Below are 20,579 nucleotides of genomic sequence, written 5' to 3'. Positions count from 1 at the left end.
TTTCCCTCAGGGAAAGTGACTGGAATATGGGCACTGTCTCTCCAAAGGAATAGGATAGGGTGGGATTAATGTCTATACGCTGCCCCCTCGTCTCCTTTCCCCTGAAGAAATTAGCAATGCTTAAATTCATGGTGAGCATTAAAGGCCCGATACCTACAGGATTAACAACATAGCCCAATTCCGGCAGCTTTTGCGGGACCGGAGTACTATTATCTTTTAGATCTACCCAGTATTGCCCTAAAAGATAAAGCCTTGAACTCTGAAGCGGTATGGTAACCTCTCCTGTCGACTGGAGGAACCTCTGTATCCTCTGGTCTCTTTTATAGCCGTACTCTTTATAAAAGTCTTCATGGTTTACATAATTGATATCCATATATCCCCTGAGGTCTCCAAGTCTGTGGTCATGCATGCCCTTAAACTCATAGAAATCTTTTTTAAGCTCTTTGTCCTTCAAGTGGTAGATATACCACCTCCCCTTGTCATCAAAATCGAGATATCTGTATTCAATCCCCTTTCCGATGCCTCGTTTACTGTAATAATCGAGATAAAATGTTGCATCCTTATTTTCATCTATTGCCCAGAAGAAGGCAGGACTGAATTGGAATCCCCTTGTTGAACTGTTGCCGATGACGGGGAACAGGAAACCTGTCTCGCGTTCTGTCTTCACAGGTGCCCACATGTATGGAGAATACAGGACAGGCATCCCCTTAATCCTGTACGTCACATTCTGTGCAGTGAACTTTTTGCCCACCATTATGTCAACATTGCTTCCCTTAAAACACCAATCAGCTTTTGAAGGAGATTCGGAATCGCATGTAGTAAAGGTTGCGGTATCTGCATAATAGTGGTCTTCTTTTATTTTCGATACATTATCGCCGTTAACCCAGTAATTGCCTTTTTTAAAAAAAATGAGCGCATTATAGAGCTTGCCTGTTTTGGTTTTCAGGTTTAGTTCTGCCCTTTCGGTGTTTATGAAGGTTTCATTGTCCTCATAAATTACATTCCCCATTGCCTCGGCATCTGATGTCTTTTGATAGAGAACAGCCCTGTCTGCAATCAATACAGAACCTTCCTCCTCTATTCTCACGTTGCCTGTTGCCACATATTTGTCTTCGCTTTTGAAATATTCGAGATGATCCGCAGTTATTGTGGTAGCCCAACTTGAGGCAGGCAATAGGATAAAGACGAGAAACAGTAAATAATTCCATATAGCCTCTCGTCTACAGCCTATCGCCCATTTCATATCGTTTCCCTCAATGTCCCGAGAACGGCCTTTTTACCCAGTATCTCCAATGCCTCTCCTATGGTATAGAAAGAACCGGTGATAAGAATGAGTGAATGAGTGAATGGGTGAATGGGTGAATGGGTGAAGTGATTATTTTTTATCTCTGATTCTCTGATTCTCAGATTCTCAGATTCACAGCATTTTTTTGCCATCTCGATAGCATCACTTACAGAATTTGCAACCCTTGAGAAAAAACCCATGTGCAATGCGATCTCTGCAAGTTTTTGAGGTGATGCTGCCCTGCCATAATTAGGCGCGGTAAATATTATTTCAGAGGCAGCAGGCAGGAGGGGTGACATGATTCCATGGATGTCTTTATCGGCCATTATGCCCATTATGAGAATGATCCTGTAATCATTGAGATGTTTTTTTATAAATTCTGATAATGCCTTTGCTGCATCAGGGTTATGCGCACCATCGATCATGATAGCGGGATCATTGCTTACTGTTTCGAGCCTTCCATGCCACTTTGTAGCTGCAAGACCATCTCTAATCAATTTTGAATTTCGAATTTTGAATTTCGAATTTTGCATCAGTGCGAGAGTTGCGGCCTTTGTTGCTATGCAGGCATTGAAAAGCTGGTGCTCTCCTGCCAAAGGTGTGTGCAAATCTGTAATTGTACATGAATCATCAAAGTAGTCAAATGTAATTCCTTCAATGTCTGACAATCTCAGTTCTCCGCTAAAGTCTTTTCCATATATAAAGAGAGGAGACGATCTTTCTTTTGCTGCAGCAGCAATCACTTCCCCTGCTTCTTTCTCCTGATGCGCAGAAACGACTGGGATTCCCTTTTTTATAATCCCTGCCTTTTCGTGTGCAATATCTGTTAAGGTCTCTCCCAAAAATTCTTTGTGGTCATAACTTATTTTTGTGATAACAGATACTTCGGGTGTGATTATATTTGTTGCATCCAGCCTCCCTCCCATGCCTGTCTCTATAACTGCCCAATCCACACTGTTTCTTGAGAAATACAAAAAGGCCATCGCAGTAACAAATTCAAAGAATGTCGGTTCAGGGATTTGAGATTTTAGATTTGAGATTTTAGATTTGATTTCTTCTGTTAGGCTTACCACGTCCGATTCGGAAATCTGTTCATTATTAATCCTTATCCTTTCTGTAAAACTGACAAGATGCGGAGAGGTGAACAAGCCGACCTTGAAGCCGTGGGCCATCAAGACCGATGCGGTCATTGCAGATACAGACCCTTTCCCGTTTGTGCCGGCAACATGGATAGAGAGGAAGTCTTTGTGGGGATTTCCTAATCGTGATAATATTATCCCGGTCTTTTCGAGGCCGAGTTTGATGCCGTATTTCTGAAGACCGTATAAATAATTAATTGCTTCAGGATAGCTCATTGGAGGGTTGGGGCATAAAATGCTCGATTAACTTGTAAACAGTGTTCTTGAGTTCCTTCCTCTCGACCACGATGTCTATCATCCCGTGTTCGAGAAGGAACTCTGCCCTCTGGAAGTTTTCAGGGAGTTGCTGTTTTATTGTCTGTTCGATTACCCTCGGTCCTGCAAAACCTATGAGACTTCTGGGTTCAGCTATGATGATGTCTCCAAGCATTGCAAAACTCGCGGTAACACCTCCGAATGTTGGATCTGCGAGTATGGCAATGTAGAGGACACCGGCTTCTTTGAGTTTTGAAATGGCTGCGGATACCTTTGCCATCTGCATGAGGGAGAACATGCCTTCCTGCATTCTTGCACCGCCTGATGATGATACGACTACCAGTGGTATCTTCTCATCTAAAGCCCTTTCTGCAGCCCTGGATATTTTCTCTCCCACAACAGAGCCCATGCTGCCGCCCATGAATGAGAAATCCATAATGGCAAGGACAACATGCCTCTGGTTTATTGTAGCATCACCGTATATGGCAGCCTCTTTTAATCCGGTTTTCTTTTTGTTTTCTTCAAGCCTGTTTTTGTATGGCAGTGTGTCCTTAAAATCCAACGGATCGGTGGTAGAGAGTTCGGCATCCATTTCCACAAAACTGCCCTCGTCGGCCATGAGATTAATGCGCTCTGAAGCGCTGAGCCTGAAGTGGTAGTTACATTTCGGACATACCTTAAGATTTTTTTCTATCTCTTTTTTATAAATAATCTCCTTGCAGCTGTCGCATTTCACCCACAGCCCTTCAGGGATCTTTACCTTCTTCTCTGCTTTTACTTCTCTTGTCTTTTTAAACCAGGCCACCTCTACCCGATCGCCTCCCTTAGTTTTTTTATAAACTCCTTTGCGCCTGCAGGGTGCTCGTAGAACTTTTTTACTATTGCACTTCCCACAATCACGCCATCGGCAATCTGCGAAACCTTTTTTGCATCTTCTGGCGTTGAAACCCCGAAGCCCACGGCTACAGGTTTATCCGTCAATTTTTTTACAGAAGCAATATGGCTTTTGAATGTCTCCTCGAGTGTTAGCTTCGAGCCTGTTATCCCTGTTATAGAAACATAATACACAAACCCGCTGGATGAGGATACTATACGTTTTATCCTCTCCTTTGTTGATGTGGGTGCAACCAGGAATATGGCGCTGAAGTTGGCATCGCTGGACAGTTTAATGAAATCTTCTCCTTCTTCAGGAGGCAGGTCAGGGATTATCACGCCATCGATGCCTGCATCCACAGAATCTTTTATAAAGGCTGCTTCTCCATACTTAAATACAGGATTGTAATATGTCATCAAAACTATCGGTACCTGTGTGCGCTGTCTGAGTTTTTTTACAAAGGGGATTATTTTTTTCAAAGTAGCACCGGCCTTCAATGCCCTTTCCGCAGCCCTCTGTATTGTTGGACCGTCTGCAAGCGGATCGGAAAAAGGCACACCCAGTTCTATAATGTCGGCGCCGCATTCGCTTAGCATTAAGACATGTTCCATTGTCTTTTCGAGATTAGGATCTCCTGCCATGATGTATGGTATGAATGCCTTTTTGTTTTCTGATTTTAATTTTTTGAATGTAGTCTCTATTCTTTTCAAGGAGTTCTCCTTATAATTCTATCCCCTTAATCCTCGCCACCTGCTGCACATCCTTATCACCCCGGCCTGAGAGATTGACCATGATGATTCTATTTTTAGATAACGTTGGTGCAAGTTTTACAGCCTCTGCAATGGCATGGGCTGATTCGAGGGCAGGTATTATGCCTTCTGTTTCTGAAAGGAGTTCGAATGCTGATAATGCCTCGCTGTCTGTGGCATAAGTGTATAGAACCCTCTTCATGTCCCTTAAATATGGATGCTCGGGGCCTATGGATGCATAATCCAGCCCTGCCGATACAGAATGCGTACCCAAAACATTGCCGTCATCATCCTGAAGAAGATAGCTTTTGCATCCCTGAAAGACTCCAATGGAACCTCCTGCAAACCTTGCAGCATGTTCCCCTGTCTCGATTCCCCTGCCTCCTGCCTCTACTCCTATCATCTTCACATTATCGTTAAGGAATTCATAGAACAATCCCATTGCATTGCTTCCGCCGCCAACGCATGCTATGAGATAATCGGGCAACTTGCCTTCTGTTTTGATAATCTGCTTCTTTGCCTCTTTGCCTATCACTGCCTGAAAATCCCTCACCATTACCGGAAATGGATGTGGTCCAAAAACAGTGCCAAGAACATAATGTGTAGTTCTCACATTTGTTGTCCAATCCCTCAATGCCTCGTTGATGGCATCCTTTAATGTCTTTGAGCCTATATTAACCTCGTTAACTTTTGCACCGAGCAGGTTCATTCTGAACACATTCAACGACTGCCTCTGTACATCCTCGGAGCCCATGTATATCTCGCACTCAAGCCCAACAAGGGAGGCGCCTGTTGCTGTCGCAACTCCATGCTGTCCTGCGCCTGTTTCAGCGATCAATCTCTTTTTGCCCATCTTTTTTGCGAGGAGGGACTGTCCAAGTGCGTTGTTTATTTTATGAGCGCCTGTATGTGCCAAATCCTCGCGCTTTAAATATATCTTTGCTCCTCCTAAATGCTTTGTAAGCCTCTTTGCAAAATAAAGTGGGGTTGGTCTTCCGATGTATGTTTCCTGAAGGTGTTTCAGTTCCCTTTGGAATGATTTGTCCTTTTGGGCCTTTGAATATGCAGCCTCAAGCTCCTGAAGGGCAGGCATGAGCGTTTCAGGGACAAACCTTCCGCCGTATTGTCCGAAGTATCCCTTTTTGTCAGGTAAATTTTTAATTTTACTCCTCCTAACTATTACTTGCGCCATCAACTTTTTGAATTTGTTATTATATCATATATTTCTTTGTGATATACTGATTTAAAGATATGGTTAGGGTTAAGATCTGCGGTATAACAAATGTCGAGGATGCGCTGGCTGCAGTGGACTACGGTGCCGATGCCCTCGGATTTATCTTCTATGGAAAAAGCCCCAGGTGCATCTCTCCTGAAAAGGCGAGGCAGATAATATCCCATCTGCCTCCATTTGTCACAACCACCGGTGTATTTGTGAATGAGGATACAGAGAAGATAAGGGAGATGATAAATTTCACCGGTATTAATGTCCTTCAACTGCACGGAGACGAATTGCCGGAGTCCTGCCGCATCTGGCACAGGGTTATAAAGGCATTCAGGCTAAGGGACTTTACCGATTTAAAACCCCTCGAAAAATACAGATGCTCTGCATTTTTGCTCGATACCTATTCCCCTGAATCCTTTGGAGGCACCGGACAAATATTCAACTGGGACATTGCAGTGGAGGCAAAGAGGTTCGGAAGGATTGTGCTCTCCGGCGGTCTTAATCCTGATAATATAGAAAAGGCTGTCATGTATGTAAGGCCTTATGCCGTGGATGTGAGCAGCGGAATAGAGGAAGAAAAGGGCAAGAAGGATTTAAAGAAGATGAGGGAGTTCATTGAGAAAGCTAAGGCTGTTCTGAAGTAACACGGATAACGGTTTTCATATTTCCACGCGGGTTGAAATCCCCGACCACTTCAAGAGCTCTCGGCTTGAGGGCCTTTTTAATCTCTGAATATATTTTGTTTGTTATCTCCTCGTGGGATATGTGGACATCCCTGAATGAATTCAGATATAGCTTTAAAGCCTTTAATTCGATGATCTTTTTATCAGGTACATAATTTATCCTTATGGTTGCGAAGTCAGGATAGCCCGACCTCGGACACAGACAGGTGAATTCAGGGAATGTGATGTTAATCTCGTAATCCCTCTCAGGACTCGGATTATCCCATACCTCGAGTTTTGCCTTTTTTATTGCCTTGGTGCCGTATTTCATGGCGTAGCGCATAAAATTAAAGTAACATTTAAGCTAAAAAATTTTCCACTGCATTTAAAACTGCCTCAGTGCTTATATTCTCCACCTTTCTGCTTTCATCCTGAAGAATCATGTGTTTTACGCCCCACGGCCTCCATATCGCAGGATTCGTGGAGCCCCATATAGTCACAATGGGCTTGTCCAATGCTGCTGCTATATGCATTGCCCCTCCGTCACTACAAACAACGATATCTGCAAGGCTCAGTGCTGCGATGAGTTCTATCAGTTGTGTTGTTTTGCAGGCAATAATGCCCGTTTTTATTGAGTTAGCAATAACCTCTGCCTTTTCGTCGTCTCCTGGATGATATGGATTTTTCTCGCTTCCCGGAGACCATAAAAGCAATATATTGGCATCATAACGGCTGATAATAAGCCTTGCAAGCTCTATAACCTATCAGCAGGCCATCTGTTCTCAGGACGCCTGCTGCTTATGTGAAAGGCAATGAGTGGTTTTCCATTCTTAATACCAGCAGAGCTTAGAAAGTCTCTGATCTTTTGTGTCTCTTCTCCTTCAGGGAAAACACTTATCCGAGGCGGCATGCCATTTATGCCAAGTGGTGACAATAAATGAAAGGTTCTTTCGACTTCGTGGAGATGCTTTTCAGGTTCGTATAAGGGGATATTGTAGGATTTTGATTTGTCGACACTCTTTGGCAGGTAGCCTATCCGTGCCAGTGCACCTGTCATGAAGGTGTATCTTGCGAGACTCGGAGAATACGAACCACAGCCGATTGCGACATCGTATTGTTCTTTCCTTATTCTCAGGAGTACTTTTAAGTTGTTCCACCATACAGAAAATTTATTTTTATCCGGGACATGCTTTGCCTTCTCATAAACATATATTTCATTTATGTCCGGATTGTTCCTTACAGCATCAGCATTGTAGGTGTTTACCAGTATTCCAATTTTTGCATCTGGATATTTTTCTCTCACTGCATGAATCGCTGGAGTGGTGCAGATGAGATCCCCTATATTGTCACGGCGGATGAAGAGGATGCTATTGAGATGTTCTAACATTTTTATAGTTTTTCGGGCTTTTCCCTTTGACTTCCGAGAGCGCTAATTATTGCTGATGTTATTAGCCAGAATAGCCATGCATGATCCCGAATAAATAAATCATCGGTGAAATTTTTAATGATGACCCCTGCTATCATTGCAATACCGGCTATTGCATAAACAATAAAATCATTTTGACCCTTGATATTTGTGCATATAATCCACATTTTGCGCAAAGCAGCCACGAAAAGCAGGCAAAATGCCAGAATGCCTGGGATGCCCATCTGAACCCCTTTGTTTAAAAGCATATTATGGGCGTGCCACGCGTAAGCATGTGTTTTTGCATATTCTGGATTTAACAGTTTGAAGGCTTCCCTTCCAAAACCACCCCCTGATAACGGCTGTTCTTTTATGTTTTTAAAAGCTACCTGCCAAAAGTTCAATCGTGGGTCATCTGATAATGATTTCAGAACTTTCCCTATCAAGATATCGTATGCAGTAAAGTTGTTTTCGTCTATGGCAAATCCACTTTTCTGTACAAGGGTAATAAGATTAAGAACAATCGTAACGATTAATAAACAAAGGCTTGCTGTAAGAAAAACTTTTTTCAGGGAAGGGAGGACACGATAATAGCTCAATAGACAAACGATCAAAATTATTTGTATGAAAAGAGCCTGCCATGCAGCTCTGTTAGCTGTGAAGTATAAGGCAATAATGTTGACAATAATAAGAAGGAATAATAAAAAAGCGATGCGTAAATTACGTTTTAAAGACAATAACGCCTGAACCCAAATAAACGGCATTACAAGAATTATGTATGAACTGAATTTGCCTACACCTATATCAAAGGGTGCAGTTGCTATCATGGCATTATTAGATTTGAGTAATATATAAATTCCCTTAATTAATGCAGAGCAGACAAGAAAGATGTTGCCGATAATCAAGAGCCGGACTGTCCGTGAAAATGCATGCTCATCTTTTACCCAGGCTGCAGCGATCAGTATAGTAATTATGCTATAACCGATTTCAAGCCAGATTTCTCTTAAAGAATAGATTGGGTTGATCGCATAAAATAAGGAAAAAATGGAGATTGCAGTGTATATAATCCATGAATTAAACATTGGTATGTGCAGCCTGATCTCTTTTCGCCATGCCGCCCACAAGGTAACAGATAGGAGTGAAAAGAAGAGGAATTCACGTATCGTTGTTGTGTGCGCAACTGGTAATATCCATATATAACCAGCCAACAGCATAAAAGCAGCATGGTCGAGTTTTTTATTTTTAAGCATGAAGAATTTTCTCCTTGATAAGATCGATTTGTTTTCTTGCCCTTGACTCCCATGTATAATCATATGCCTTTCGCCTCAATTTATCACCGTTTTGTTTTGCCGTCTCCGGAGCAGAAGTTAGCTTCTTTATTGCATATGCAAGTGAATGCGGGTTTCCCGGTTCAAACCATATCGCATCATCGTCTTCTAATATCTCCCGTAGCGGGGGTATGTCGCTGGCGACGATAGCACAGCCGGATGCCATATATTCAAAAAGCTTTAAGGGAGATGTAAACGCACTTGCGGAGATGTTTCTATTTGGCAATATTGCAATGCATGAACCGTTTAAGGCAGCAATTGTTTCTTGATGGGGAAGATGGCCAAGGAATACTATTTCGGCACCACCTGGATGGACATGCTCGCGAAGCTTTTCTATTTGATGGGGCTCCCCTCCGATTATGGTGATTTTAAAGCCTGACAGCCACTGCCCAGCCTCAACGAGGTCATGCACGCCTTTCCAGTCAAACAAACTTCCCGCATAGATTATATTGCGGTGGGCTTCTGTCCATGGCTTTTCAGCTAACAGGTCCGGCACATTTACGCCGTTGGGTAAAACAAATATATCACGACCTGTGAGATACCTCTCCTTTAGTTTTTTTACCGTGCTGAGAGAGTTAGCGGTGATCATGGAAGCCTTCTGCAAAACCATATCTTCCATTTTATGGAGCTTTGCACGCTTGTCCTCAGGTGCAACATCGGCAGATACTTCATGTGCTTCATATACGAGTGGAAGACGGGGAAAGCCGCACAGCAGAAAGTAGGCAAGTTTGATATGGCGAACTATGACACACTCGGGCATCTTGCTGACATTTTTAAGCCATCTTTTAAGTCTCCAGAAAAACAACCTATTTGACTGCATAGTACAGAGGTTTCTGGATAAGGGTATAAACCTTACCGTATCCGGCTTCTTAAGGCCATACGAAGAAAATGGATCAATCGCATCGTCTGCCGGAACATATGCGAAATATACAGTTACTCCCTGAGAGGCCAGTGCACATATGAAGTGCGCTACCTGTACACCTCGAGCCCTTGAAATGGGAAATGGTTCTGGAAAGGCATAAAGTATTTCCATGTTCAAATAGATTTTCGTTTTATTCCTTCTAAGATAAGACAATCGCCAAATAATACTGCCTCTGAGGTAACTCCCATGTCAGGGAAGCTTCGCTTTTTAATGTTATTACGGATTAAACGGGCAATCAATCTTTCAGCTATCCGTTTATACCATTGGGACTTGTATAGAAGATTATTGGTGGATATTCTTGCAATCTGGACTCCTCCCTGCAAGAGGAAAAAGTTGAGCTGCCAGAAATAAACGGGACTGATATGGGCATCCTCGAGTGGCTTTTTCATAACCTCGTTAGGCTCTTGCATTAGTGGTTTGAATCTTGGGAAGTAGCCTGAGAGAAGATACTTTAGTCTTGCGTCAACTGAAAATGTGTTAGGGGTTGTCAGGATAAGCCTGCCTCCCGGCTTAAGGACGCGGCATAATTCTTTAATAAAAACGAATGGATTTTCAAAATGCTCTACACCTTCAATGCTAAAGACATTATCAAAATATTCATCAGGAAAGGGTAGAGGATTAATCACATCATGTTGAATAAAATGCACTTTTGGGTTAGATACCTTAAAATCATCGGAGTTTATGTCAAGACAGTAGATGTTGTCATATCCCAGCTTCAATAATTCCAAGGCGAATGCACCCTGTCCTGCAGGCACATCGAGAGTCAAACCATATGGTTTAATGTCCTCTATGAGTTTTAGGATTGCTGGGTAGTGATTATCTGTTGCAAGTGCTTTGATTTCTGACGATTTGGTTGCCATCTGTTTTATTCTTTACTGAAGATCGATCGTGTCTTTATAGTATAGAATTTTTAGCCATTGCATAGCAATTTTCTTTAAGCCAATAGCAAGAGATGAAAGATGAAATGCTTATGCATAAAAGACCTAACCAAAATATTTATTTATCATTGCCAAGGTTTCTTCTGCTACTTTTTTAGGATGGAGTCTCTGGGCAAGTCGCCTTCTACTTTCTATCAACTCATTTTGTTCAGGGTGATGCAGGTGCTTTAAGATAGAATGCCCCCACGCTATGGGATCCCTGTCAGATATAATTTCACCGGCTTTCTCCTGCATCATCCAGTATGCCGACCCGGCCGTGGAAGATACAATTGAGAATGTTCCAACAAGAGCAGCCTCAATGATGGCATAGTTAAATGTATCAATCACAGAGGGGGCAAGGTGTATATCGCCTGCAGAGAGATATTTTTTTACTTCAGCAGGCTGGATGTGGCCGGCAAAAATGACATGTTTGTCAACCCCTAACTTTTTTGAAAGTGTTTCTAAATATTCCCGATAACTGCCAATCCCGGGCACTATCCGATCGCCTCCGCAAATCATCAGGATGATATTCTTTTGTTGTTGGAGTACATAAGGCATGGAGCGTATTGCTAAATCCAGGCCTTTTACCGGAGCTATTTTGCACATGGTTACGAGCAGTTTTGTTTCTTCGTCGAAATGATGTTTAGCAAAGATTTCTGCGCGACAATGTTGCCTGAAGTTTTCAAGGTTTTCGTTTTCATCAAGTCTCATCCATTTCGTGGTGTATAACGGTATTACCTCTATCTTTTCTGCAGGGCATCCGCTCTCTATAAGAAAATCCCGCGTGACGTACGAGTTTGCCCTTATGAGGTCAGCGCGTCTATATACCCACTGCCTTGCATGATGGACCCATGACCTATTTTCCCGTCCCGGATATTCGATAGAAATTTTCAGGTTGTTCAGATCGTGGACTCCGACTATCCATCTGAATGGCAAAAAGAGATTGATAATCGCAACGAAGAAACCCGTCCAATCCCATTCCACTATGAATACGTCACAGTCTCTATTTCTTTTTATAAAACGATAGATGGAGACCAGCATCGTAAAAAAACGCCTCTCCCTCAGAATTTTTTTGAACAGCTTATCGAGAGCCGCAACATAGGGATGCCGCTTTTTATCGTTAATTACAAAGAACTCAACACCATTCTCATGAATATGCAAGAAATTTTTTGTGCCCGGTGAACGCCTATCATCGGTAAAAACGACTACCCTCTGACCTAAATCTGCAAGGGATTCTGCCATCTCGAGGAAGACAGAATTCCAGATGTCTGTAGCTATGATGCCGATCTTCATTTGTATATCAATGCTCAAGCCAAAAGCGGTCTATTGCCAGGCAATCCACCCGTTTATCCATAAATGCCTTAATTGCTTCTTTCGGAGAACAGACTATCGGCTCCTCGTGCACATTAAAACTTGTATTAAGAACCAGGGGGATTCCGCTCATCTCGTAATAGGTCCTGATTAGTTTGTGATAGAGGGGATTGGCTTTTTTAGTTACGAGTTGTGGCCGTGATGTGCCATCAATATGCACTACTGCAGGTATGCGGCTGCGCCAATCACTCCTGACATCAAATGTAATGGTCATGAAGGCTGCTGTGCGTCTGGCCTTTTCTACCCCGATAAAGATTTCATCAGCATGCTCTTCAAGAACGCTGGGGGCGAAGGGCATAAATTCTGAACGTTCCAGGCGTTTATTAAGCCAATCGTTGATCGAAACATCGGTAGGGCGTGCCAGTATACTGCGGTTTCCTAATGCCCGTGGGCCGAACTCCATTCTGCCCTGAAACCAGCCCACGACCTGTCCTGAATGTATAGCCCCTGCTGCTATCTGAAGAATTTCGTCTTCACTTTTTCGGCTAAAATGCAGTCCAGAGTTTATAAGTTCAGCCTCTATATAATCTTTATCGTATTCGGGCCCCCAATAAACAGAATCAAGCGGTTGCTTCATCCTGTCAAACAGTTGAGGGTCGTGGGTCATCAAATCAAGCAAGACAGCCCCGATACTGTTCCCCGTATCACTCATGGCTGGAAAAATAAAAACCTCTTTCACCTCTGGCAGTTCTGAAATGCGCTGGTTTAGCTTGACATTAGCAAAAACCCCACCGTTTAATGCAACATGGTCTGCACCCGTTTCTGACAGGAAGTTTCGGACCAGTGCGAGCACAACATCTTCGAGAACCTGCTGTGCAGCAGCAGAGATGTCCTCGCGGCTGTGGCCGGTTATCGCCTCTTTCAAAAAGTTATAGCGATTTGTTTCAGCATCGGGCAGCCCTGCAAAATCAGAATCGAGGGTTCGGCCGTCAGGGGAGAGCCGCAATGCCTTCGAGAACTGTTTATAAAGGATGGAGGGATCGCCGTAAGCAGCCAGACCAATAACCTTGCCCTCGTGACGTAGCGGCATGAAGCCTAAAAGTCTGGTGATATGGCTGTAAAACAAACCTGCAGAGGTTCCCAGTTTGCTGGAGGCATAAAGTCGGTTAAGTCGCCCACTTTCGTAAATGCTTGAGGTATGACTGATATTGAAATCTCCATTTCCATCCATAGTGAAGACAGCAGCGCGTTCAAAGCCGGAATAGTACGCGGCAGGCAGTGCATGGGCATCGTGGTGATCGTAAAACCTCACGTTTGTAAGGGCATCGAATTTTTCTCCCTTCAGCATTTTCTTTTGAAGAAAGTGGTCATCGAAATGTTTGCCGCGCGATAATAGCCGTGTAAGGAGATTTTCCAGAAGTATGAGCGGGCGTTTTTCTCCTTTCAGCCTGCGCCGCAATCTGGACAGCTTGCGCTCGGCTTCTTTAAGGAAGGTTTCCCGGATGAAATATTCCTCAGGGAAAAAGGTGTACAGCAGCGCCAGACGATCTACGTCTGCTCTTGAAATTCCAGCCATTTCTAAAACTTTATCGATGGAGCGGTCAGGAACTCTTCCTCCGTCATTTTTGATGCGTGTAAGCCTTTCTTCTGAAATTGCAGCCAAAAGGCCGCCGTTCTTGAAAACTACGGCAGATGATTCATGGCCAGAATGTATGCCCAGTATGATTGACAAAAATGACTCCTTTTTTAAAAAAGCAAAATTATCTTGGCAGTGCTTGATGCAAAAGATTAATTATGCTGCTTGCTACATTTTCCATTATAAAATTTTCGGACAGTCTGGCGCAATGCTGGCCCCATGTTTCAGCAATATGAGGTTTTTGGAAAAAGTCTACGATAGCCCAGGTTAATGCAGTGGCATCGCCGGCAGGGACAACTTTACCTGCCTCGAATTCTTCTACCCATGATGCAATGCCAGCACCATCGCTTGTAATTGTTGGTGTTCCCACGGCAGCTGCTTCTACTGTGACCATATTGAGACCTTCACATAAAGTAGGATTTATATGGACATCGGCTGCAATAAGATACTCAAACACTTCGAGTCCAGAGAGTTTTCCTGCCATAAATACAGTGTTTTCAACGGCATGATTGCGCAGTAACGGCAATACCCCCTGTTTAAGCCATGGATCATCAGGACCGCATAATATCCAGCGACAGTCAGGAATGTGCTTTAGTACTTCAGGCCATGCTGATGCAAGAACATGAAGTCCTTTGCCTTTGAGATTACTGCTTAATGTGATGATAAGTGGGGCGTTTTCGGGAATTCTATATCTTTGCCTGATCTTTAAACGAATCTCTTTTTTTTGCAGTAGCACGTTGTGTAAATTTTCTGTAGAAATAACCAGATGCGATGGGACAACATGTATTTTGTCAGGATTGGCGCCAAGGTCTATTAACTGATATTTAAGCATCGGAGATACTGGTCGTAATATATCGGCACTCTTTATCGGTTGACGCATAAGCCATGTTACCAACGCTGTGCGACGCTTTCCCACATCCGCTTCAGGACAATCAAGGATATCCCCTCCAATATAGCTAATAAGTAAGGCTGGCTTAAGCAACCCGGTTTGTTTGAGGAATGCCGCTGGTATGGCATAGGCAAAACCTTCTGAACTGATGACAGCATCCGGCTTGAAGTAACTGACTGCATCCCAAATAACCCACATGCGATGACCAAGATTCCGGCCGTTGAAGGCACGCTTAAAGAAGCGATCTACAGGCCATGTGATGATTTTTTTCCATCCCTTTTTGGGGTTGTACCATAATGTGGCAATGCTGTCGCCATGCTCATGAAAATAATCGGTGATATGGTAAGCAGGGCTGCTCTTTATCCGGTCCTCTTCTAAAACACAGATTTCATGGCCAAGGTCGCGCAATTTTTTTAGAATTGGATACTCTCCGCTCCATGCGTGGGGGTGTAGATATAGTATTTTCATATATTTACCTTGTGCTGGCTTATCCATTCGGCTAAAACCAAAAGCGACCATAATTGCTTGCTGTGGGATGCATGCCCGGAAAGATGCTCATCAAGGTATTTTTTCACAATATCACGACGTATCCACTTGTCAAGCGTCTTTTCCTCCAGAAGTCTCTGATGCAAAAGGGAGGATAGATCTTTTTTAATCCATGATGGCATTGGCGCTGAGAACCCCATTTTGCCGCGCCGTGTAAAGCCTTTGGGCAGCCACTCTTTAAACGCCTCTTTAAGCAAATATTTGTGACCTCTGGGCGGCTTTAGTTTATAGTGCCACGGAAGCGAGGCTACAAATTCAATAAGCACATGGTCCAGAAAAGGCGAACGGCATTCAAGGGAGTTCAGCATGCTGCAGATATCCACCTTGAAGAGGATGTCTTCAGGCAGGTATGTGGTCATGTCCACATACAGATAGCGGTTTATTCCGACGGCGCTTCGAGCCTTTTCAAAGCGACTTTCGAGATAGCCAGAGGTCACCGATTGCTGTATCCGTGATTGAAGTTCCGGCATGAGCAGTTCTGTTTTTGCCCTGTCCGGATAAAAGGCGAGTAAATGTTTATAACGATCGATGCCCTTCATCGTCAATATCTCATCCGCACGGCTGGCCGGAAAGGCCTTGCGGCCCTTTCCGGGATGGAGGATATTTTCTATGCCGGTAGTAACTTTTCGCATGCCTCGCCATAACGGCAGAAGTTTCAGCCTTTCAATCATGTCTATAAGATTTGCCTGATAAAACCGCTTGTATCCTGCAAACACTTCGTCACCGCCGTCTCCGGTTAGCGCAACGGTTACCTGTGTGCGTGCAAATTGCGAAACATAAAATGTTGGGATAGCAGAGTTGTCAGCCAGCGGCTCTCCAAAGTGTTGTACCAGTCTGGGAAGAATCGAGACAGCATCTGGATGCACTATCATCTCGTGATGGTCTGTCCCGAAATGCTGTGCAATAGTTCCGGCGTATGGCAGTTCGTTAAATTTTTCATCCTCAAAGCCGATGGCAAATGTCTTGAGAGGACTTACGCCCAAATGAGCCATTGCTGCAACAGTAATGCTCGAATCTATCCCTCCGGACAGGAACGCACCGAGCGGCACGTCGCTGATAAGGCGTATGCGCGTGGCCTCAAGGAATTTTTCCCTCAATGCCTCGCAAGCATCGTTAAAAGACAGCTTGCTTCTCCTTGAATGGTCGATATCCCAGTATCTCCATATTTTGTTTATGCGTCCGCCTTTCACTACCATGGCATGGGCTGGCTGCAATTTTCTTACAGCGGCAAAGGCAGACATTGGAGAAGGGATATACTGGAATGTGAGATAATGGTCTATGGCTGTATAGTCGGGATCTCGCGGGAGTGAGGGATAAAGGGAGAAAAGGGCACCAATCTCGGATGCAAAAATAAATCCCTGCGGTATTTCGGCATATACAAGTGGCTTGACACCCAGACGGTCGCGCGCAATGGATAAGGTCTGTTCTTTATTGTCCCATACAGCGAAGGAGAACATGCCGCGCAGTTGTGTAAGGCATCTCTCAAACCCTTTCCGAACAAAAAGGCGCAGTAACACCTCGGTATCCGAGGTGGTGGAGAAAAACTCTCCTTCTTTTTCCAATTTAATTTTCAGTTCTGGAAAGTTATATATCTCACCGTTAAATACTACTACATAGCGACCGTCAGGGCTTGCCATGGGCTGTCTGCCTCCGGAAAGATCGATGATGCTCAGGCGGGCATGTCCCAGACCCGCGCCTTCACATTTCCATATGCCTTTCTCGTCAGGCCCGCGATGACGCAACCAACGGAGTGCTTCGTCGAGAAGCATCTGTTCGCCTTGAGAATCTCTAAGAACATATCCAACTATGCCGCACATAAGTTATTTCTTTTTATGAACAGGTTTTCCAATTGCCGGGCATTGGCATTCCATGTGAAATGCTGCACAGCACGTGCACGTGCATTTATGCCCATTTCTCTCATGCGATCCGGCTGTTTCAGCAGTGTTTGCACAGCGATTCTCCACGCTTCGGTATCGCCAACAGGCAGCAGCAACCCTGTCTCTCCATCGATTACAATCTCAGTCATCCCGCCATTTCTTGAGGCACAAACAGGAACGCCACAGGCCATGGCTTCTACAACGCTTATACCAAAGGCCTCTTCGCCTATGGATGGTTGAACGAATATGTCTGCCTGCCTCAACAGTTTCGGAAGGTCTCTGTGAGGAACCATTCCTAAAAAGTGCACCCTGTTAGAAACTCCAAGTTGTTCTGCCCGCTTATGGAGGGCAGAACTTTCCGGGCCGTCTCCAACGACTATATAATGTACAGACTCGATGGAGGGAAGCATGTCAATTATGATATGCAGCCCTTTCCATCCCACTAAACGGCCCACACTCATTAATAGACGGCTTTCTGAATGGATTCCGAACTTATCTTTAATTTCAGAGTGTCCTTTTTCTGGATAGAAGGCATCGGTGTCCACGCCGTTGTGGATTACTGTTGGATTATGACCATAACGCTCCTTGATTTGCAGGGCATTGTAATGGCTGGCAGACACCCATATATCCACTGCACGCGCAAACAATCTATCGCCTAAGAAAAAGTCTGTGCCTCCTGAGCGAAATATGACCTTAGTATTTAAACCCTTCCTTTTTGCCCACCACATTACAGGGAAATCAAAAGGCTTGTTAATGACTATAATATCATACCCGCCTTCCAACAGATGGCGCCTTGCATAACAGCCAAATGATAGGCGCTCCATAAGCTTCTGAAACCGCGTGCCGAATTTTGGGAACATGGAACGCTCCTGAAAGGGAAACTGGATCAGCTTTACATCGGTGCATCTCTGGCTGCCTCCGGTACCGGCTACTATTGTTACTTCATGCCCTCTTTTCGATAATGCACGGCCTGTTTCCCAGCAGTATGTCTCGAGACCGCCTGATTTATGGCTGGCGGTTACATTGTAGAAGCATATTTTCATGACACGCTCAAAAATTCATCATAAAGGCTAAAATATTTTTTACAATTTGCTCTTAAGTTTTGCATTAGTTGCCCACGATTAATTTGGAATAGAGTTTTTCTGTCTCGGAAACTACATGTTCCCATGAGAATCTATCCTCTACGGTCTTCCTGCCGGCATGGCTAACGGTTTCTTTTAAACGTTTATCCGAGATGAGAGACTCTATTTTTTTAGCTATATCTTCTGCAAAGTCGCCTTCTCTTATAAAAAATCCATTAAATCCATCAACAATATATTCTTTTAATCCGCCTTTTTGGGAGGCCACAACTGGCAATCCTGTTGCCATGGCTTCGATGGCAACCATAGCGAATGGTTCATTAAAATTCGAAGGCAGAACAATAGCATCTCCCAAAAGGTACAGCAAATGGATTTTTGATGGAGGGAATACTCCAAAAAATGTTATCCTGTCTCCAAGAGGCGCTGCCATTCGCATCATTTCTTCTGCATAACTTTTCCTGCCGCCTTTTTCCGAGATTTCTCCTATAACGAGGAAGCGGGTTTTTTTTAAGTCCTTAAGCATAAATGCGCTCTTTATAAAGTGTTCTACTCCCTTCTCAGGGGATATCCTGCCTACGAAAAGTACCACGAACTCATCTTTATGTATCCCGAACCTGTTGCGTATTTCTTCCCTTAAAGCATGTGCTTCCCAATATGGCTTAAATCTTTTTAAATCCACGCCGTTATAGATACAGCAATAATGTTTTGCCTTTACCGCTGTGCCCTTGTATGAATCGACAATATATTTACTGCACCCTGCAAAGGCATCAACTTCTATGTCGTTTGTTACCACGACCTCGTTGTGCATGTGCAGAATCGTCTTGACGCTATTTTTATTTAAGTTCTTAACCAGAGGGTCGAACCATCTTATGAAGTTATGCATGTGTACTAGATCAGGCCTGACATCATGTATAACTCTGGCAACCCTTTTGGGATAGGATAATGGATCCACCCTTGTAATTTTCTGGAAAAGTCTTTTATAGAGCCGGCCAAAATGTATTCTGTGGAAAAAAATGTCATCTTTATATTCCTCATCAGGATAGAATGGATGCGAAATGGATACGATATGGGGTTCAAATCCTATGAATCTTTTTGATACCTCATACATCCATGTTTCTACTGCTGCCCCCTTGAGGGGGGGATTGGGGTGAATAGGCCCTGAAACCATCAACACCTTTTTACGCATCGCTTATATACCTCGTAACCTTTCCAGAGACAATATCCATGTTCTGATATTTCTACTGTTTAATCTAACAGGATTATAAATGGCTGCCGTCATGCTAAAAAAACTCACTTACTGATTTAAATACCTCATCTGTAGAAATTAATCCCATACAAAAAGGTTTTTTGCATTGTTTTGAAATGCATGGATTACATGGCCTGTCTTTTTGAATTACTTTATGCAGGTGCATATCCTGAAGAGGACCTACCCCCCAGGCATTTGTAGGACAGAACATGGATACGGTTCTTGTGCGGAGGGCGATTGCCATATGCATTGCGCCCGTGTCGTTAGTTACAAGGGCGGTTAGTTTTTTAATTAAAGCAGTTAGTTGTTTTAAAGACAATCTGCCCGCTATGGACAAGGCGCGATCCCCTATAGACTTTGCTATAAAATTGCATAAATCTTTTTCATCCCTTGATCCAATCACCATAATCTTTATGTTTGGTTTGTATTGCAGCAGTCTTTTCCCGAGTTCTATAAATTTTGCTTCCGGCCACATCTTGAATTTTGTGGCTGCTCCTGCCTGGAAGCCCACAATCAGGTCTTGACTGGTTATATTAGCACTTTCCAAGAAGTTATCGATGAAATATTCAGCATTCTTATCCACGATAAGGACCATCTCTTTGTTTTGTCCATTGCATCCTGCAAACGAAGCGGTCTTTAGTCTCACATCAATGGCATGGTGGTTCCATGGATTATCAAAACCGTTATCGGTATTACTTAATAAGAATCCATACTGTCTGGGTATTGGAATTTTATATATAAATTTAGCTCCTGAAAGGTATGCCATTGGAGTTGCCTGCGGCTCATTCCCGTGAAATATCAGGGCAAGGTCAAATTTGTGTCTGCGAAATTCTCTGATGGTTTTGAAAAATCTCTTATAACCTCCGTAATATGGGATTATTCCATCTATGTGAGGATTGTTTTCGAAGAGTTCCATGTTTTTTGCATTGAAGTGTCCGATAATTTTTGCATGAGGATACTGCTCCCTTACTGCCCGAATGGCAGGCGTTGATAGAAGGGTATCTCCTATTGCGGTCGATGATACTACAAGGATATTTTTAATTTTGTCAGGATTGAGGTCTTTTATATCGGCCTTTCTTTTGTCCAGAGACTTCAGAAGTTTCACGAATAAAAATATCAGGCTGTCAATGGGGTTGATTTTCATTTCTTTATTTTAAGGTAAATCGAGGAAAGAATTGTATCTGTATATATTAACATCCTTTTTTTAAACCACGCAACATTGTCTTTGACCACTATG

At 43.5% G+C, this 20,579-nt stretch carries 19 protein-coding genes; 1 reads left to right on the top strand and 18 read right to left on the bottom strand.

Annotation, left to right across the window (positions count from 1 at the left end; translation table 11 throughout):
* The 5 genes from V7L97_RS07000 to trpB all read right to left on the bottom strand — a co-directional run.
* Positions 1 to 1,102: LPS-assembly protein LptD (locus V7L97_RS07000; RefSeq protein ID WP_333654533.1), on the bottom strand; the 1,102-nt coding region annotated here is incomplete at its 3' end.
* 137 nt (positions 1,103 to 1,239) lie between these two features.
* Complete coding sequence (locus V7L97_RS06995; RefSeq protein ID WP_333654531.1) at positions 1,240 to 2,640, bottom strand: bifunctional folylpolyglutamate synthase/dihydrofolate synthase; 1,401 nt, start codon at positions 2,638 to 2,640, stop codon at positions 1,240 to 1,242.
* A complete protein-coding gene (gene accD, locus V7L97_RS06990; protein ID WP_333654529.1) occupies positions 2,627 to 3,484 on the bottom strand; it encodes an acetyl-CoA carboxylase, carboxyltransferase subunit beta in 858 nt (285 codons plus the stop codon). The genes V7L97_RS06995 and accD overlap by 14 nt, the downstream gene beginning before the upstream one ends.
* Before the next feature lie 2 nt (positions 3,485 to 3,486).
* Positions 3,487 to 4,263, bottom strand: coding sequence for a tryptophan synthase subunit alpha (gene trpA, locus V7L97_RS06985; protein ID WP_333654528.1), 777 nt, complete (start codon positions 4,261 to 4,263; stop codon positions 3,487 to 3,489).
* 10 nt (positions 4,264 to 4,273) lie between these two features.
* Positions 4,274 to 5,494 carry a tryptophan synthase subunit beta gene (gene trpB / locus V7L97_RS06980; RefSeq protein ID WP_333654527.1) on the bottom strand — a complete coding sequence of 407 codons (1,221 nt, stop codon included), beginning with the start codon at positions 5,492 to 5,494 and terminating at the stop codon, positions 4,274 to 4,276.
* A gap of 59 nt (positions 5,495 to 5,553) precedes the next feature.
* On the opposite strand from trpB, the gene V7L97_RS06975 reads away from it, so the two are divergent.
* Positions 5,554 to 6,168 carry a phosphoribosylanthranilate isomerase gene (locus tag V7L97_RS06975; RefSeq protein ID WP_333654526.1) on the top strand — a complete coding sequence of 205 codons (615 nt, stop codon included), beginning with the start codon at positions 5,554 to 5,556 and terminating at the stop codon, positions 6,166 to 6,168.
* On the opposite strand, the gene queF is transcribed toward V7L97_RS06975, so the two are convergent.
* The 13 genes from queF to V7L97_RS06910 form a co-directional block, all read right to left on the bottom strand.
* A complete protein-coding gene (queF, locus tag V7L97_RS06970) occupies positions 6,149 to 6,517 on the bottom strand; it encodes a preQ(1) synthase (RefSeq protein WP_333654524.1) in 369 nt (122 codons plus the stop codon). The genes V7L97_RS06975 and queF overlap by 20 nt on opposite strands.
* A 28-nt stretch (positions 6,518 to 6,545) precedes the next feature.
* A complete protein-coding gene (locus tag V7L97_RS06965) occupies positions 6,546 to 6,923 on the bottom strand; it encodes a glycosyltransferase family 9 protein (RefSeq protein WP_333654534.1) in 378 nt (125 codons plus the stop codon).
* A 17-nt stretch (positions 6,924 to 6,940) separates the two neighbouring features.
* Positions 6,941 to 7,573, bottom strand: coding sequence for a glycosyltransferase family 9 protein (locus V7L97_RS06960; RefSeq protein ID WP_333654523.1), 633 nt, complete (start codon positions 7,571 to 7,573; stop codon positions 6,941 to 6,943).
* Positions 7,574 to 7,575: 2 nt separating this feature from the next.
* On the bottom strand, positions 7,576 to 8,841 hold the full coding sequence (locus tag V7L97_RS06955; RefSeq protein WP_333654521.1) for an O-antigen ligase family protein: 1,266 nt from the start codon (positions 8,839 to 8,841) through the stop codon (positions 7,576 to 7,578).
* Positions 8,834 to 9,952 carry a glycosyltransferase family 4 protein gene (locus V7L97_RS06950; protein WP_333654520.1) on the bottom strand — a complete coding sequence of 373 codons (1,119 nt, stop codon included), beginning with the start codon at positions 9,950 to 9,952 and terminating at the stop codon, positions 8,834 to 8,836. The genes V7L97_RS06955 and V7L97_RS06950 overlap by 8 nt, the downstream gene beginning before the upstream one ends.
* Before the next feature lie 2 nt (positions 9,953 to 9,954).
* Positions 9,955 to 10,701 carry a class I SAM-dependent methyltransferase gene (locus tag V7L97_RS06945; protein WP_333654519.1) on the bottom strand — a complete coding sequence of 249 codons (747 nt, stop codon included), beginning with the start codon at positions 10,699 to 10,701 and terminating at the stop codon, positions 9,955 to 9,957.
* Positions 10,702 to 10,824: 123 nt separating this feature from the next.
* Entirely contained in the window at positions 10,825 to 12,051 is a 1,227-nt protein-coding gene (locus V7L97_RS06940; RefSeq protein WP_333654516.1) for a glycosyltransferase family 4 protein, read from the bottom strand.
* Positions 12,052 to 12,058: 7 nt separating this feature from the next.
* On the bottom strand, positions 12,059 to 13,801 hold the full coding sequence (locus V7L97_RS06935) for a carbamoyltransferase family protein (protein WP_333654513.1): 1,743 nt from the start codon (positions 13,799 to 13,801) through the stop codon (positions 12,059 to 12,061).
* Positions 13,802 to 13,829: 28 nt separating this feature from the next.
* Positions 13,830 to 15,089, bottom strand: a complete 1,260-nt coding sequence (locus V7L97_RS06930) for a glycosyltransferase family 4 protein (RefSeq protein ID WP_333654511.1) — start codon at positions 15,087 to 15,089, stop codon at positions 13,830 to 13,832.
* Positions 15,059 to 16,909 carry an asparagine synthase (glutamine-hydrolyzing) gene (asnB, locus tag V7L97_RS06925; RefSeq protein ID WP_333654509.1) on the bottom strand — a complete coding sequence of 617 codons (1,851 nt, stop codon included), beginning with the start codon at positions 16,907 to 16,909 and terminating at the stop codon, positions 15,059 to 15,061. Before asnB ends, V7L97_RS06930 begins: the two co-directional genes overlap by 31 nt.
* Positions 16,910 to 16,944: 35 nt before the next feature.
* Positions 16,945 to 18,060: a glycosyltransferase family 4 protein gene (locus V7L97_RS06920; protein ID WP_333654506.1), complete on the bottom strand. Its 1,116-nt coding sequence runs from the start codon at positions 18,058 to 18,060 to the stop codon at positions 16,945 to 16,947.
* Between the two features lie 64 nt (positions 18,061 to 18,124).
* Positions 18,125 to 19,282 (bottom strand): glycosyltransferase, encoded by a 1,158-nt coding sequence (locus tag V7L97_RS06915; protein WP_333654503.1) that lies wholly within the window; start codon positions 19,280 to 19,282, stop codon positions 18,125 to 18,127.
* A 94-nt stretch (positions 19,283 to 19,376) separates the two neighbouring features.
* Positions 19,377 to 20,447: a glycosyltransferase family 9 protein gene (locus tag V7L97_RS06910; RefSeq protein ID WP_333654501.1), complete on the bottom strand. Its 1,071-nt coding sequence runs from the start codon at positions 20,445 to 20,447 to the stop codon at positions 19,377 to 19,379.
* Positions 20,448 to 20,579 lie beyond the last annotated feature (132 nt).

Origin of the sequence: Dissulfurispira sp., assembly GCF_036745535.1 — a bacterium.
Lineage (GTDB): Bacteria > Nitrospirota > Thermodesulfovibrionia > Thermodesulfovibrionales > Dissulfurispiraceae > Dissulfurispira.
Note: the sequence above shows the minus strand (reverse complement) of the source record. Positions and strands in the feature narration are given on the sequence as shown.

Bases quoted from the DNA above. Each gene is read 5' to 3' on its own strand.
- V7L97_RS06930 (WP_333654511.1), bottom strand. From the start codon at position 15,089: ATGGATAAGCCAGCACAAGGTAAATATATGAAAATACTATATCTACAC.
- V7L97_RS06920 (WP_333654506.1), bottom strand. From the start codon at position 18,060: ATGAAAATATGCTTCTACAATGTAACCGCCAGCCATAAATCAGGCGGT.
- asnB (WP_333654509.1), bottom strand. From the start codon at position 16,909: ATGCTTCTCGACGAAGCACTCCGTTGGTTGCGTCATCGCGGGCCTGAC.
- queF (WP_333654524.1), bottom strand. From the start codon at position 6,517: ATGAAATACGGCACCAAGGCAATAAAAAAGGCAAAACTCGAGGTATGG.
- V7L97_RS06975 (WP_333654526.1), top strand. From the start codon at position 5,554: ATGGTTAGGGTTAAGATCTGCGGTATAACAAATGTCGAGGATGCGCTG.
- V7L97_RS06940 (WP_333654516.1), bottom strand. From the start codon at position 12,051: ATGAAGATCGGCATCATAGCTACAGACATCTGGAATTCTGTCTTCCTC.
- V7L97_RS06915 (WP_333654503.1), bottom strand. From the start codon at position 19,282: ATGCGTAAAAAGGTGTTGATGGTTTCAGGGCCTATTCACCCCAATCCC.
- V7L97_RS06945 (WP_333654519.1), bottom strand. From the start codon at position 10,701: ATGGCAACCAAATCGTCAGAAATCAAAGCACTTGCAACAGATAATCAC.
- V7L97_RS06960 (WP_333654523.1), bottom strand. From the start codon at position 7,573: ATGTTAGAACATCTCAATAGCATCCTCTTCATCCGCCGTGACAATATA.
- V7L97_RS06955 (WP_333654521.1), bottom strand. From the start codon at position 8,841: ATGCTTAAAAATAAAAAACTCGACCATGCTGCTTTTATGCTGTTGGCT.
- trpB (WP_333654527.1), bottom strand. From the start codon at position 5,494: ATGGCGCAAGTAATAGTTAGGAGGAGTAAAATTAAAAATTTACCTGAC.
- V7L97_RS06995 (WP_333654531.1), bottom strand. From the start codon at position 2,640: ATGAGCTATCCTGAAGCAATTAATTATTTATACGGTCTTCAGAAATAC.
- V7L97_RS06950 (WP_333654520.1), bottom strand. From the start codon at position 9,952: ATGGAAATACTTTATGCCTTTCCAGAACCATTTCCCATTTCAAGGGCT.